General features: G+C 47.9%; 12 protein-coding genes and 1 other annotated feature. Of the genes, 9 read left to right on the top strand and 3 right to left on the bottom strand.

Annotated elements, in window-relative coordinates; all coding sequences use genetic code 11:
• Window positions 1–31: 31 nt before the first annotated feature.
• The 3 genes from R7V76_RS01390 (at window position 32) to R7V76_RS01380 (ending at window position 4501) form a co-directional block, all read left to right on the top strand.
• Window positions 32–676, top strand: coding sequence for an HAD family hydrolase (locus tag R7V76_RS01390; RefSeq protein ID WP_290827411.1), 645 nt, complete (start codon window positions 32–34; stop codon window positions 674–676).
• Window positions 677–715: 39 nt separating this feature from the next.
• Window positions 716–938, top strand: a binding site (T-box leader).
• Window positions 939–985: 47 nt separating this feature from the next.
• Window positions 986–3391, top strand: a complete 2406-nt coding sequence (leuS, locus tag R7V76_RS01385; RefSeq protein ID WP_290827409.1) for a leucine--tRNA ligase — start codon at window positions 986–988, stop codon at window positions 3389–3391.
• Between the two features lie 129 nt (window positions 3392–3520).
• Window positions 3521–4501: a hypothetical protein gene (locus R7V76_RS01380; protein WP_318091016.1), complete on the top strand. Its 981-nt coding sequence runs from the start codon at window positions 3521–3523 to the stop codon at window positions 4499–4501.
• A 32-nt stretch (window positions 4502–4533) separates the two neighbouring features.
• Here the strand turns inward: R7V76_RS01380 and R7V76_RS01375 are convergent, their stop codons facing one another.
• Complete coding sequence (locus R7V76_RS01375; protein ID WP_290827407.1) at window positions 4534–5793, bottom strand: NAD(P)/FAD-dependent oxidoreductase; 1260 nt, start codon at window positions 5791–5793, stop codon at window positions 4534–4536.
• Between the two features lie 184 nt (window positions 5794–5977).
• Between R7V76_RS01375 and R7V76_RS01370 the strand changes: the two genes are divergently transcribed.
• Window positions 5978–7642, top strand: a complete 1665-nt coding sequence (locus tag R7V76_RS01370) for a putative polysaccharide biosynthesis protein (RefSeq protein ID WP_290827406.1) — start codon at window positions 5978–5980, stop codon at window positions 7640–7642.
• Entirely contained in the window at window positions 7629–8348 is a 720-nt protein-coding gene (locus R7V76_RS01365; RefSeq protein WP_214767099.1) for a pseudouridine synthase, read from the top strand. Before R7V76_RS01370 ends, R7V76_RS01365 begins: the two co-directional genes overlap by 14 nt.
• Before the next feature lie 40 nt (window positions 8349–8388).
• Here R7V76_RS01365 and R7V76_RS01360 read toward each other — a convergent pair whose 3' ends face one another.
• Together R7V76_RS01360 and R7V76_RS01355 are read right to left on the bottom strand one after the other, a co-directional pair.
• On the bottom strand, window positions 8389–9021 hold the full coding sequence (locus R7V76_RS01360; protein WP_012371139.1) for an SDR family oxidoreductase: 633 nt from the start codon (window positions 9019–9021) through the stop codon (window positions 8389–8391).
• A 109-nt stretch (window positions 9022–9130) separates the two neighbouring features.
• On the bottom strand, window positions 9131–9349 hold the full coding sequence (locus tag R7V76_RS01355; protein WP_012371138.1) for a DeoR family transcriptional regulator: 219 nt from the start codon (window positions 9347–9349) through the stop codon (window positions 9131–9133).
• A gap of 306 nt (window positions 9350–9655) precedes the next feature.
• On the opposite strand from R7V76_RS01355, the gene pepV reads away from it, so the two are divergent.
• The 4 genes from pepV (at window position 9656) to R7V76_RS01335 (ending at window position 13688) form a co-directional block, all read left to right on the top strand.
• Window positions 9656–11053, top strand: coding sequence for a dipeptidase PepV (gene pepV, locus R7V76_RS01350; RefSeq protein ID WP_318091015.1), 1398 nt, complete (start codon window positions 9656–9658; stop codon window positions 11051–11053).
• A 91-nt stretch (window positions 11054–11144) separates the two neighbouring features.
• Window positions 11145–12290 (top strand): MFS transporter, encoded by a 1146-nt coding sequence (locus tag R7V76_RS01345; protein ID WP_318091014.1) that lies wholly within the window; start codon window positions 11145–11147, stop codon window positions 12288–12290.
• A gap of 5 nt (window positions 12291–12295) precedes the next feature.
• Window positions 12296–12847: an RNA 2',3'-cyclic phosphodiesterase gene (gene thpR / locus R7V76_RS01340; protein WP_318091013.1), complete on the top strand. Its 552-nt coding sequence runs from the start codon at window positions 12296–12298 to the stop codon at window positions 12845–12847.
• Window positions 12822–13688, top strand: coding sequence for a hypothetical protein (locus R7V76_RS01335; RefSeq protein WP_012371134.1), 867 nt, complete (start codon window positions 12822–12824; stop codon window positions 13686–13688). The genes thpR and R7V76_RS01335 overlap by 26 nt, the downstream gene beginning before the upstream one ends.
• The last annotated feature ends 30 nt before the right edge of the window (window positions 13689–13718 follow it).

The following is a 13718-nucleotide window of genomic DNA, read 5'->3' as shown; positions in this document are numbered from 1 at the left end:
TTTTGGTAGGCTGATAACAGGAGGAGAAATCATGAAAAAAACAGGCTTGATTTTTGATATGGATGGCGTCATCCTCGATAGTGAAATTCAATATTTTAAAGTCCATCAACAGATGTTCAAGACGTTATCGATTCCGCTGGATTTGACGCAGTATGCGACATTCATGGGGAAAACCGGGGATGAGATGTGGGAGGAACTGATTACACAACACGGGTTGCCGCACTCGACGGAAGCATTGCTGGCACTCGAACACGAATTATTCCAACAGCATGCGAAGCCGGAAGCCTGTGGTTTGAAGGACGGCGTAAAAGAACTGATGGAACTGGCCCGGACGGAAGGGTACCGGATTGCGATCGCGTCCTCGAGTTCACTGGAAAAAATCAAACGTGTCATCACGCATTATGAATTGACAGTTGATGCTTATACGAGCGGATTTGAAGTCCCGCGTTCCAAACCGGATCCGGCGATTTTTCGTCTGGCGGCAGAGCGGATCAATCAGTCACCCGAGGCCTGTATCGTCATTGAAGACGCCGCAAACGGGATGATCGGTGCCAAAAAAGCGGGCATGGAAGTCATCGCCTTGCTTGACGACCGGATGCCGGCACAAGTCCTGCACCATGCGGATCATGCCGTATCGTCGCACGCCGCGATTGGAGAAATTTTACGCAACCGTTGACGGTAAGGGAAGGTTCGGCTTACACTTACACATAGATAGTCCATTGCGACGAACTGAAGTAGTAAGGGAGTCATTCCGTTTTAGAGAGCTGGTGGTCGGTGCAAACCAGTCGGAATCGTCCTTGAACTCGTCAGGGAGCATGATTCGTGAAATCAAGTAGCGAACTCCGGTCCTTCACACCGTTATCTGTGAATCAAGTGGTCTGCGTCAGCAGACAACGTGGGTGGTACCGCGGGAGACAAACCGGTCTTTCGTCCCTATTCCTAGGGGCGGAGACCGGTTTTTTGTATATTCAGAGGAGGAATAAAGATGCCGTACAATCATCGTGAAATCGAACCAAAATGGCAAGCGCGCTGGGAACAGGACAATGCGTTCGTCACAACAGAAGATCCGGAAAAAGAAGGCTTTTATGCGTTAGACATGTTTCCTTATCCATCGGGAGCAGGGCTGCATGTCGGGCATCCGGAAGGATACACGGCAACCGATATCCTGGCCCGGATGAAACGGATGCAGGGATACAACGTCCTTCACCCGATGGGATGGGATGCGTTTGGACTTCCGGCGGAGCAGTATGCGCTTGATACAGGAAATGACCCGCGGGAGTTCACTGCCCAAAACATCGAAACCTTTAAACGTCAGTTAAAAGACTTGGGATTCTCTTACGACTGGGATCGTGAAATCAATACGACGGATCCGAAATATTACAAATGGACACAGTGGATTTTCACGAAATTGTATGAACAGGGACTGGCTTTCGTTGACGAAGTCGCCGTTAACTGGTGCCCGGCTCTTGGAACCGTGCTTGCGAACGAGGAAGTCATCGACGGACTGTCCGAGCGCGGCAATCATCCGGTCGTCCGCGTCCCGATGCGGCAGTGGGTCTTAAAAATTACGGAGTATGCGGACCGTTTGCTCGAAGATTTGGATGAACTCGACTGGCCGGAATCCGTTAAGGAAATGCAACGGAACTGGATCGGAAAATCGGAAGGTGCGGAAATCGACTTTACGATCGACGGTCATAAAAAACAAGTGACGGTCTTCACGACGCGTCCGGATACCGTCTTCGGCGCAACGTATCTCGTTCTGGCACCGGAGCACCCGTTTGTCACGGACATCACGACAGCAGATCACGAAGAAGCAGTTAAAACGTATATCGCGTCTGTCCAGACGAAGTCAGATTTGGAACGGACGGATCTTGCGAAAGAAAAAACAGGCGTCTTCACGGGAGCTTTTGCCGTCAATCCGATTTCCGGCGAACGTCTGCCGATCTGGATCGCCGATTATGTCCTCGCGACATACGGAACAGGCGCGATCATGGCCGTTCCGGCACACGATGAGCGCGACCATGAATTTGCGAAACAATTTGACCTTCCAATCATCGAAGTCGTCAAAGGCGGCAACGTCGACGAAGCGGCTTATACGGGTGAAGGCGAACACGTCAATTCACAAATGCTCGACGGATTGTCAAAACAGGAGGCGATTGAAACGATCATCGCTGAACTGGAGACGAACCAAGTCGGACGCAAAAAAATCACGTTCCGGTTGCGTGACTGGTTATTCAGCCGTCAACGCTACTGGGGTGAACCGATTCCGGTCGTCCACATGGAAGACGGAACGATGAAGACACTTGATAAATCGGAACTTCCGCTTGAATTGCCGATGATTCCGGAAATTAAGCCGTCCGGCACAGGGGAATCACCACTCGCCCTTGCGGAAGACTGGCTCGATTATACGGATCCGGTCACGGGACTTAAAGGACGCCGCGAGACGAACACGATGCCGCAATGGGGCGGCAGCTGCTGGTACTACCTCCGCTTCATTGATCCGCATAATGAAGAGGCGATTGCCGATCCGGAAAAATTAAAATACTGGCTCCCGGTTGATATTTATATCGGAGGAGCCGAGCATGCCGTACTTCATTTACTGTACGCCCGCTTCTGGCATAAAGTCTTGTATGATATCGGTGTCGTACCGACAAAAGAACCATTCCAAAAGTTGTATAACCAAGGGATGATTCTTGGGGAAAACAATGAAAAAATGTCGAAATCACGCGGTAACGTCATCAATCCGGATGAAATCGTCAAGTCGCACGGTGCAGATACACTCCGCTTGTACGAAATGTTCATGGGACCGCTTGATGCTTCAGTGTCGTGGTCGGAGAACGGTCTTGACGGGGCACGTCGTTTCCTTGACCGTGTCTGGCGTCTGTTTGAACGGACAGCGGACATTCAGGACGTGACGACAGTCGATGCAGACTTTGAACGTGTCTACCATCAGACAGTTAAAAAGGTAACGGAAGACTTCACGAACATTCAGTTCAACACCGGGATTTCGCAGTTGATGGTCTTCGTCAACGAGGCCAATAAACAACCGGTCTTACCGCGTCACTTCCTTCGCGGATTCATTCAATTGCTGACTCCGGTCGCACCGCACCTCGGGGAAGAGTTATGGGAACAGCTTGGTTTTGAGGATACATTGACATATGCGGCATGGCCGACATTTGACGAAACGAAACTCGTCAGCGATACAATGGAATTCGTCATTCAAGTCAACGGTAAAGTCCGTTCGAAGCTCGTCATCAGCATGGAGGCAACAAAAGAAGAAATTGAAGCCCTTGCATTTGCCGATGAAAAAACACAGGAGTGGATTGGCGATAAAACGGTTCGAAAAGTCATCGTCGTTCCGAAAAAACTGATCAATATCGTAGCGAACTAAGGCAAAACCCCTCATCTGATTCGTCAGATTGAGGGGTTTTCGTTTATCTCCGTCGTAAGTCCGCTTTTTTTTTAGGGCGCCTTCTGCTAAACTGAATCAGAAACCGAGACAGAAAGGCGATTTGTGTAAATGAAACGAACTTATATAGTCTATACAACGATTTTTGCCGTCGTCTCCGGTCTGATCCTTTGTGTGTCGCTCGTCTTTTCGAGACCTGAGACCGTCGCACAAATCAAAGAGACGTTTGCAAAAATTGAGACACAATCGAAACATCAAGCAGCAGTCAAACAAGTACCGGCGAAAACCCCATCGTCCATTCCGAATCCAGAAGAACCGTTGATCAAAAACGTCCAACAGATGTTGTACGATGATTCAATTGGTTCCTATCTTGTCGTAACGGAAGATTATCACTTTTTCGAAATCAGCGGGACCGGAGAACGAATCAATGCGTCATTCCAAATCGAGGATGAAGGTAAGTTGATGTTATCGGGACTTGACGGCATGACGCTCGTTGACGGCGAGACGGTCGCCTTATTGACGTCCAATCAAATTCTCGTGACCGTCAAACGGGATGAGGGCGTCTGGAAAGAAGACAAACGGGAACGGGTGGCAGGTACGACGATCCGCGACAGTTTCCACGGACTCGGTTACGATGCCAAGAAAAAACAATTCTACACGATCAATCATATTCGTTCGTTAGCGCGAAGTGAATTGACGTATTTTACGACGAAACAAGATGAAATAAAAATCGATAAAGACGCGACCGCAAAGGAAAAACGCGCTTTAAAGAAAAAACAAAAACCACCGTATTTGACGATTGTGGAGCGGAAACGGATTGACACGGCTGACGGCATGCGCAGTGATGCGAAAAAAGCTTTCACGGAAAACTTCCGTCCGATTGGTCTTGCCGAACGGCAAGGACGGATTTACACGTTGGATTCGGAAGCGTTATTCCTGTATTCGATTGACACGAAAGATGTGACGATTACAGGGGAGTCGGCAAGCCCGAAAGTATACGGGGCAGAAGGTATATTTGTTCAGGACAATGAGTTGTTTGCTTTGATCCAAACGGATAAATTCTCGAGCCGTTCGTTTACACCAATCGACTAAAAGGCTAGCTCCGTGTGGAACTAGCCTTTTTGTCATAACGCGGTCAGCGCGGCATTCGTTCCGGCGCAATGTCCGGTCACGAAAGCGGCTGTGATATTATAACCGCCTGTATAGCCGTGAATGTCGAGGATTTCGCCGGCGAAAAAGAGACCGTCTGCTTTTTTCGACATCATCGTTTTCGGTTGGATTTCCTTGATTGAAACACCGCCGCCGGTGACGAACGCTTTATCAAAGTCGAGTGTTCCGACTGCTTGAAGCGGGAAGCGTTTGAGTGTCGCCAGCAATTGAGTGAAGTCCTGTTTTTTAATTTGCGTACAGACTTCATCTCCAAAACCGATCCGGGCAAATAACAGATCGAGCAATCGTTCCGGAACAAATCCTTTTAACGCATTGCGGACCGTTTTTTTCGGGTTAGCGGCAAGGGCAGCTTGGAACCGTTCCGTCAGGGCACCAATCGATTCTTCCGGGAACAAGTCGATCGAAAGATGGACAACACGTTCACCGGAACGTTTTCTTTCTTTGATCGTGTACTGACTGCACCGTAAAGCAATCGGACCACTCAGACCGAAATGGGTGAACAACAGATCACCGGTGTGCGTCTTGATCGGTTTATCTTTTTTACCGTGAACCGTCAGCGCGACGTCACGTAACGAAAGACCTTGAAGTGTTTTTTCCTGGATGAACGTATCGTTCAGTAAAATCGGCACTTCGGTCGGGAAAAGTTCCGTGATCGTATGACCGGCTTTACGTGCCCAAGGATAACCGTCGCCGGTTGAACCGGTGTGGGGAACCGATTGTCCGCCGACAGCGACGACACAACTCTTCGCTTCGAGGCGGGTTCCGTCCGCAAGCAGGACGGCTGCGAACGAACCGTCCGGATGGAAGTCAAGTGTTGCAACTTCCGCATTGATTTGAATTTCAGCACCGTGCTGGCGGATTTGATCAATCAATACCCGGACAACGTCGGCTGCTTTATCGGAAACTGGGAACATTCGTCCATTGTCCTCTTCCTTCAGCGCGACACCAAAGCCTTCGAACAGTTCAATGATGGATTCGTTATTGAACTGAGAAAAGGCACTGTAGAGAAAACGGCCGTTTCCGGGAATCGATTGAACCAATTCTTCCAATGGTTTGCGGTTCGTGACGTTGCATCGACCGCCGCCTGAAATTGCCAGTTTTCGTCCGAGTTTACTTCCTTTATCGAGCAAAAGCGTCTTAGCGCCTGCTTGTAACGAGGCGAGCGTTGCCATTAAGCCGCTTGGTCCGCCTCCGATTACGATTACATCATACATGTGGTCACCTCATTTGTTGGATTCTGCTTGTTTCACTTTAGCAGAAGTTTGTACTGTAAACAAACCGTCTCTTTCTTTTATGGAAGCTGAGCGGTATAATGATTTGCAATTGTGCAAGAGAGAACTTGTATATTGAGACGTTTATCGAGTCAAGAAAAAATAGAAAGTGCGAGGAAGGTTATCCATGTCGACTGTGAGCAAAAAGCAAGAAACTTCATCCAGTAATACCGGATTCGTTCGTGGAACGATGTTGTTGTCCGGTGCATCACTCATCTCCCGTGCCCTTGGTCTGATTTATCTGTTTCCGTTTCAGTTCATGGTCGGAGCGACGGGGATCATGTTTTACACGTATGCCTATAACTATTATGCCATCATGATTGGTCTCGCAACAGCCGGTATCCCGGTAGCCGTTTCGAAGTTTGTCGCGAAGTACAATGCGATGGGGGAATACGACACAAGCGAGCGTTTATATCGATCCGGATTAAAAATCATGTCCATCACCGGTGTCGTTTCCTTTCTGGCCTTATTCTTACTGGCTCCGTATCTGGCTCACCGGGCAATTCCCGGAGGAGATGTCGACTCGGCCTCTTACGTTGATGCTGTCACGATGACGATTCGCGGTGTCAGTTTTGCTTTGATTCTGATTCCGGCGATGAGTATGACGCGCGGGTATTTTCAAGGGTATCAATCCATGGGGCCGACTGCGATTTCGCAAATCTTGGAGCAGATTGTCCGGATCATCTTTTTACTGGCCGGCGTCAGCATCGCGATTTATCTGTTTGATACGGATGCAGCCTGGGCAGCAACGATTGCGACGTTCAGTGCCTTCATCGGGGCAATCGGCAGTGTCGCTGTGCTCGTTTATTATTTCCGGAAACGCGCTCCCGGCTTAAAAGCGTTACGCGACGGTCAGACGACGATATCGCCGGATCGTCCGTTATCAGGGTTGTATAAAGAACTATTGACGTATGCGATTCCGATCGTCATGGTCGGTCTGTCGACACCGCTTTATCAGGTCATTGATCAAAACACGATGAATGCGGCTTTACAAAGCATCGGATACACACTTGAAGCCGCCGGAAACGCAACAGCCTATCTGATTGCAGATAGCCATAAGATTGTCTTGATTCCGGTTTCGGTCGCGACAGGATTATCCTTATCCGCGACACCACTTTTGACGGCCTCGTTTACACAAGGGGATATGCGGAAAGTCCGGAAACAAATCTCGCAAATCTATCAACTGGCGTTTTTCGTAACGATTCCAGCGGTCGTCGGTATGATTTTACTGAGTGAAGAGACATTCCATGTCTTATTCCCGAGAGATCAGGCGGCATGGGTTTATTTATTAAGTTATGCACCAAGTGCGTTATTCCTCGCGTTGTATTCCGTGACAGCGGCAGTACTGCAAGGGATCAACCGGCAGTATTTCACGATTATTGCGACATTGGCAGGATTGCTGACGAAGTATCTGTTGAACGCGCCGTTGATTCACTGGACCGGAGACGGAACAGGGGCCGGATATGCAACCATCCTTGGATACGTCGTCGCAACCGGATTGATGTTCTTCCGGATTACACAAACGGTTCAGTTCCCGTTCAGCACGGTCTTACGCCGGACGTCACTGATTATGATCATCAGTGCGATCATGGGTGCAAGCGTCGCGCTCGTCAAATGGGGATTAGCCGCTCTGCTTCCCGCTACGACGATCGGTTCACTCGTCATCTTAATCGTCGGAGCCGGAATCGGGATTGTCGTCTTTGCAGGTCTTGCCATTTGGAGCGGTCTTGCGGAAGCCGTACTTGGACGAAAATTTTCAATGAAACGAGGACGAGGAAATGCGTCTAGATAAATTACTCTCAAACATGGGAGCAGGATCCCGAAAAGAAGTTAAACAATTACTCAAGTCGGGTGCGATTCAAGTCGATGGCGAAATCGTCTACGACCCGAAACAGCACGTCGATACAGAAAATCAACAAGTGTTGTTATACGGCGAACCGGTCACGTATCAAAAATTCATTTATTTAATGATGAACAAACCGCCCGGCGTAATCAGTGCGACAGAAGATAAGCGAGATCAAACCGTGATTGATTTACTGTTTGACGACGTGACGTACTTCAAACCGTTCCCGGTCGGACGACTCGACAAGGATACGGAAGGGTTGCTCTTGCTGACGAATGACGGATCATTTAATCATGCATTGATGTCACCGAAGAAACACGTCGAGAAAGTCTATTATGCGGAAGTCATCGGTACGCTGACAGAAGAGGACGTGGAGGAAGTTGCAGAAGGGGTCACACTTGAGGACGGCTATAAAACAAAGCCGGGCAAGCTGGTCATCTTGGAAGCGACGGACGAAACATCAACACTCGAGCTGACGATTACCGAAGGGAAGTTCCATCAAGTCAAACGGATGATGCTTGCTCTCGGAAAAGAAGTGACGTATCTGAAGCGGTTGTCGATCGGACAATTGCCGCTTGATCCGACTCTTGAAGCAGGAGAATACCGGGAACTCACACGCGGCGAATTGGCCTTGTTTGACTGGAAACCGGAATGAAAAAAGGGCGCTCTTCTTATAGAAGGGCGCCCTTTTTGAATTATTGATTACGCAACGCTTCCGCAATCGGGAAGGGGCCGCTTAATACTTCGAACTGACGTTTTTGGGTCGGGTGATCAATCAAGGTGACGAAGAGCGCCGCGATATCATCACGTGAGACTTCGCGTCCTTCATACGAATCAAAGTGTTCTTTCGTCTCGATCGTACCGCTCGGTTCATCATAACTGAGTGGACCTGGACGGACAATCGTATAATCGAGACCGCTGTCTTTTAAATGACGGTCGGCCGCACCTTTTGATTCCAGATAAACTTTTAAATCACCTTGCGGATGATCGGCACCGATTGAACTGAGCATCAAGAAACGCTCAATCCCGCTTGCTTTGGCCGCATCGATGACTTTAATGGCTCCATCCTGGTCGACGGCGCGCGTCAGCTCTTCCGAAGCTCCGCCGGCACCTGCTGCAAAAATAACGACATCCGCATCTTTGACGACATCTGTCACATCTTTCGTTAAATCACCAAGACGGACCTCGGATGCGCCAAGGGCGATTAAGTCATTGATTTGATTTTCTTCCCGTACGACGGCGATTGCTTGATGCTGACCTTGTTTCCCGATCAGTTCAACCATTTTTCGCCCTGTTGTTCCGTTTGCTCCAATGATTAAAATATTCATCTCATCATCTCCTTCTCAAACTAGATATACCCTGCCTGAAAAAAAAATAACAAAAAAAGACGCGAAGGATTCGCGTCGTTACAGAAAATAGTTTGATGAAACATCTTAATCAGCCGGCTTGTCGTTGTTTTTTACTTGATGTCCAAGTACCGCGTCTTGGGCTTACAATGAGGTTGTTGTATTCGAGCACGTTCAAGTCACGCTGGACGGTTCTTGAAGTAATGCCGAACTCTTCAACCAAGTCTGCTGTCGTAGTAGCTCCGTTCTCATTGATATAGAGATAAATCGATTTAATCCGGGTCAACATACGGTCTGTAGAATCTTTCATTGGTATAACCACTCCCCCAATGGATAGAATAGTGTTCTAAAGCTTCGGGTGACAAAAGACGATGATGAATTAAGTTGTTTCGCCTTTAGTATAACTCTTTTAATATAGAATGCAAGTAATTTAACCGAACGTTTTCAAAAATCACACAAACTTTTAATGGTTAATAGCGAATGAATCGTCTTTTATTCATTTTAATGTTCGTTAAAAACGTAATAACAAAAGATTTGGTATTTTGGATGTTCGTAATTGTCAAATTTTCGCTATACTTAAAGGTGAACGAATTAGCGGACAAGGGAGAGAAGTCAAATGGTCAATTGGAAAGAAGAAGTCATGGCACGACGTGAAGATCTCTTAGTTGATTTAAAGGAACTATTACGCATACCGAGTATTCTCGATGAAACGACGATTCAAGAAGGTGCTCCGTTCGGAACGGAAGTCAAACGGGCACTCGATTGGATGCTTGCGCTGGGGGAACGGGATGGATTCATTACGAAGAACGTCGACGGATATGCAGGTCACCTCGAGTATGGTCAAGGAGATGAATTACTCGGAATCCTCTGCCACCTGGACGTCGTACCAGCAGGCGGTGACAACTGGACATACGGCCCGTTCAATCCGACATTAGCCGACGGGAAATTGATTGCGCGGGGTGCGATCGATGATAAAGGACCCACGATGGCGGCGTATTATGCCTTGAAAATCGTCAAAGAGTTGGGGCTTCCGCTTTCAAAACGAATTCGTTTGATTGCCGGTGGGGATGAAGAAAGCGAATGGCGCTGTGTGAATCATTACTTCAAGCATGAAGAAATGCCGACGCTTGGATTTGCACCGGATGCTGATTTTCCTATCATTAATGCAGAAAAAGGATTGTATGACGGATTACTCGTTCAAGGTAAACCCGTAAAAGCAGCAGATACAGGCTATCAACTCATTCGTTTCGAAGGCGGAGAGCGTCCGAATATGGTACCGGGTCACGCGACGGCTACGGTTCATGTCGCTGAACGGGGAACGATTGAAGAAGATTTCCATCAGTATCTGGAGAAACAAGGTGTGACAGGAACAGTCAAGGAGACGGCAGAAGGACTTATCTTTGATGTCATCGGCGTCGCGGCTCATGCGATGGAGCCGGATAACGGAAAAAATGCAGCACTTCATTTGGCACGTTTCCTGCATACCCTTCACCTGGATTACAATGGCCGCCGTTATCTCGATATGGTTGTGCATATGTTCCGTGATTCACGCGGTGTGGCACTTGGCGTGGCTGCATCCGATGAAACCGGCGACTTGACGATCAACGGAGGCGTTTTCCGTTACGAACAGGGGCAAGGGACGGCTTCGCTTAATATCCGTTATCCTTACAGTGCTGATTTCACAGAACGCCTACAGTTGATTAAAGAAGCAGCCATCGCATACGGTTTTGAACTTCAAACACGCACGCACATGCCGCCGCATCATGTCGATCCGAATCATGAACTGATCCGGACACTCAGTGCGGTCTATGAACGGCAAACAAATCAAAAGGCCGACTTGATTGCGATCGGTGGCGGAACCTATGCCCGTTCATTGACAGCTGGTGTCGCATTTGGACCTGTTTTCCCGGGCGGACCGGAAGTCGCGCACCAAGTGGATGAGTATGTTGATTTTGAAGAGCTGTTATTAGCCGTTGCCATTTATGCAGAAGCGATTTACGAATTGGCGAAATAAACATCTGTTCATCTGAAAAACCAATTTATAAGGAAATTAATCCCCCGAATCCATTGTGATAGGGGGATTGATTCTTGAAGGAGAGTCAGTTGTGATCCATCGTCAAAAATATCATTTTCAAGCCCTTTATTTTTTCATCTTCTTTGGGCAAGGTGCACTTATTCCCTATTTGGCACTGTATTTTTCCAATGATGCGTTTCAATTATCAGCATCGGAAATCGGAACGATTGTTGCAGTAGGTCCCGTATTATCGATTGTCTTACAGCCGATTTGGGGAATGGCCGCCGACCGGTTCGGAAGACCGAAACGTTTACTGTTGGTAGCCTTACTCGCGGCAGGTCTCTTAACCATCAGTTATTTACTGACTTCTATTTACTTATTTCTTTTATTGATCGCTTCACTTTGGGCGTTGTTCCAGTGTGCACATATTCCGCTCGTCGATACATTGGCGATCGAATTCTCCAAAAGAAAATCAGTCGATTACGGAGCGTTACGCTTGTTTGGCTCCGCCGGTTTTGCGCTCGCTGTCTTTATTCTCGGACAGGTGACGGAACAGGGATCGCTTGGTGCAATTTTTTATGCGAGTGGAACAGCACTCGTTCTCGGATTTCTGGTGTTGATTGGAATTGAAGAAACCCCTGTTTCGACGGTCGAACGTGAACACATTCCGTTGAAGGCCTTGTTTTCGAATAAACGTTTTTTACTGTTTTTAGCAGGCGGCAGTTTAGTGTTTGGACCGATTTTTGCCAACAATTATTACTTCGGCAGTTACGTGACGATCCGTGGAGAATCGACGGCACTCGTCGGAACGCTGTTTTTTGTTGCAGTGTTATGTGAAATTCCATTCATGCGCATTGCGACACGAGTCATGATGCGGTTTGGGCCAATTCCTGTCCTGGTGTTTATTTCCGTCTTATCCGCGTTGCGGACCGGAATCTTGGCGCTTGAACCGCCGATTTTTACACTTTGGATCTTAGCGGCATTACAAGGATTCATCATCGGTCTGTTGATCCCGGTCGCTCTTGATTATGTCCGCTCGCTTGTCCCGCCTTCAACGGTGGCGACGGCAGTCAGTACATATATGGCGACGACGACCGGTCTTGCGACGGCATTATTTAATTTAATGAGCGGGATTGTTTTGGATCAATGGACCATCTACGCGGTATTTTGGGTATATACAGGTAGTAGCCTGTTAGGTGCTTGTTTGTATCTGATCAGCTCAAAAATCAAGGAGTGATCCGTATGCAAAAACACTTTTTCATCGCCATTCCGGTTGCTGACGAGACGTTGGCACGATTCGCGTCTTCCCTGAAACTTGAGCGTTATTACAAAACGATATATGAACCGAACGAGTATCATCTGACACTGCATTTTTTAGGCTCACTAACCGATGACGAGTTGAGGAGCTGGCGGCATCAGCTGACGGAAATTGCGCAAATGACTTCGGCCTTTACTTTAAAACTAGATCACCTTGAACGGTTTGGATTAGCAGAACGGCCCCGTGTCTTTGCTGTCGGACCGGCATATGAGGAAAAACTGTTTCAGCTTGCCCGGCAGATTGATCCGAATCCGGCTAAACCGTTTGTTCCGCACATTACCCTTGCGAAGAAGTGGAATCAAGAAGTGTCGCTCCACCCACCCGAACAAACACCTGCCGCTAGCTTGCATGTCAAAGAAATCGTTCTGTATCAGATTTTCCCGGACAATCAACCGCGGTATCAGGCAGACACACGATTTCAATTTGGGAAGAATGAACGAGGTGATATGATTGGCATTATTGATGAAACTTTATGATTTAGAAAGCCGCTACGAAAGAAATCCACTGGAAACTTCAAAACGCTTCAAAGATCAGCAGCTTGTTGATTATGCGAACGTCTTGAAAAAATGGGAGACGGGTGAATTGTTCCCGGGTGAGACGATCATCCGGCCGAAAAAATGGTGGCAGCCTTTTAAGAAACCAGAAATGTTTCAGGTGCCGGGAAAACAAATCTCGAAGTCAGCTTTTGATAAATGGTACAAAAAGCGAGTGGAAGTTCAAAAATTGATTTATGTCGCGGGCGGAGCGACGGAGGATGACATCTGGCGGCTTCCTTTAAGACGGCACCTGGATTTTTATCAGATGCTGCATCTCTTGAATGATCAATTCGGTATGTTTTACCGTGCCGTCATTCAGTACCAGCAAGGGGAAGTGGAACTCAGTCCGTTTGTCGTAGGGCCTTCTGCCATCTATATACTGGATTGGTTAGACGGCGAAGAGAGCATCTATCACATCAAACGCAGTAAACTGTGGCGCGAACAACCATTTAAAGCCTCGCCGAAAAACATCGTTAATCCGTTAATCAGTTTAAAACGGACAGAGGATATCCTGCGATTGATTTTAGGTTCCGAATTCATGTTGCCAATCGAACGTGTCGTCATAGCGTCACAAGGTTATTTCGATCAAATGCCGAAAGAGACAACGACGACTTACGTCAGTAAGATTGATTTTACAGAGTGGTTGCGGAAAATGAATCTGTCGGCTGTGCATACAAAAGCTTTTCAGATGCGCGTGTGCGAACAGATTTTAAAAGAGACCGTTTCGGTGACATTCCAAATGGCGCTGAACAGTCAGGAAAACGGGCGGATTCAAAAATAGGGAGGGAAGCGGCAAGATGTTTGCTTGTCG

It is taken from the genome of Exiguobacterium artemiae, assembly GCF_033342815.1.
Taxonomy (GTDB): domain Bacteria; phylum Bacillota; class Bacilli; order Exiguobacteriales; family Exiguobacteriaceae; genus Exiguobacterium_A; species Exiguobacterium_A artemiae_A.
This window is presented reverse-complemented; position numbering and strand designations above follow the sequence as displayed.

What these genes read in the sequence shown, in the direction of transcription:
- R7V76_RS01390 (WP_290827411.1), top strand. Translation starts at nt 32, where the DNA reads ATGAAAAAAACAGGCTTGATTTTTGATATGGATGGCGTCATCCTCGAT.
- leuS (WP_290827409.1), top strand. Translation starts at nt 986, where the DNA reads ATGCCGTACAATCATCGTGAAATCGAACCAAAATGGCAAGCGCGCTGG.
- R7V76_RS01380 (WP_318091016.1), top strand. Translation starts at nt 3,521, where the DNA reads ATGAAACGAACTTATATAGTCTATACAACGATTTTTGCCGTCGTCTCC.
- R7V76_RS01375 (WP_290827407.1), bottom strand. Translation starts at nt 5,793, where the DNA reads ATGTATGATGTAATCGTAATCGGAGGCGGACCAAGCGGCTTAATGGCA.
- R7V76_RS01370 (WP_290827406.1), top strand. Translation starts at nt 5,978, where the DNA reads ATGTCGACTGTGAGCAAAAAGCAAGAAACTTCATCCAGTAATACCGGA.
- R7V76_RS01365 (WP_214767099.1), top strand. Translation starts at nt 7,629, where the DNA reads ATGCGTCTAGATAAATTACTCTCAAACATGGGAGCAGGATCCCGAAAA.
- R7V76_RS01360 (WP_012371139.1), bottom strand. Translation starts at nt 9,021, where the DNA reads ATGAATATTTTAATCATTGGAGCAAACGGAACAACAGGGCGAAAAATG.
- R7V76_RS01355 (WP_012371138.1), bottom strand. Translation starts at nt 9,349, where the DNA reads ATGAAAGATTCTACAGACCGTATGTTGACCCGGATTAAATCGATTTAT.
- pepV (WP_318091015.1), top strand. Translation starts at nt 9,656, where the DNA reads ATGGTCAATTGGAAAGAAGAAGTCATGGCACGACGTGAAGATCTCTTA.
- thpR (WP_318091013.1), top strand. Translation starts at nt 12,296, where the DNA reads ATGCAAAAACACTTTTTCATCGCCATTCCGGTTGCTGACGAGACGTTG.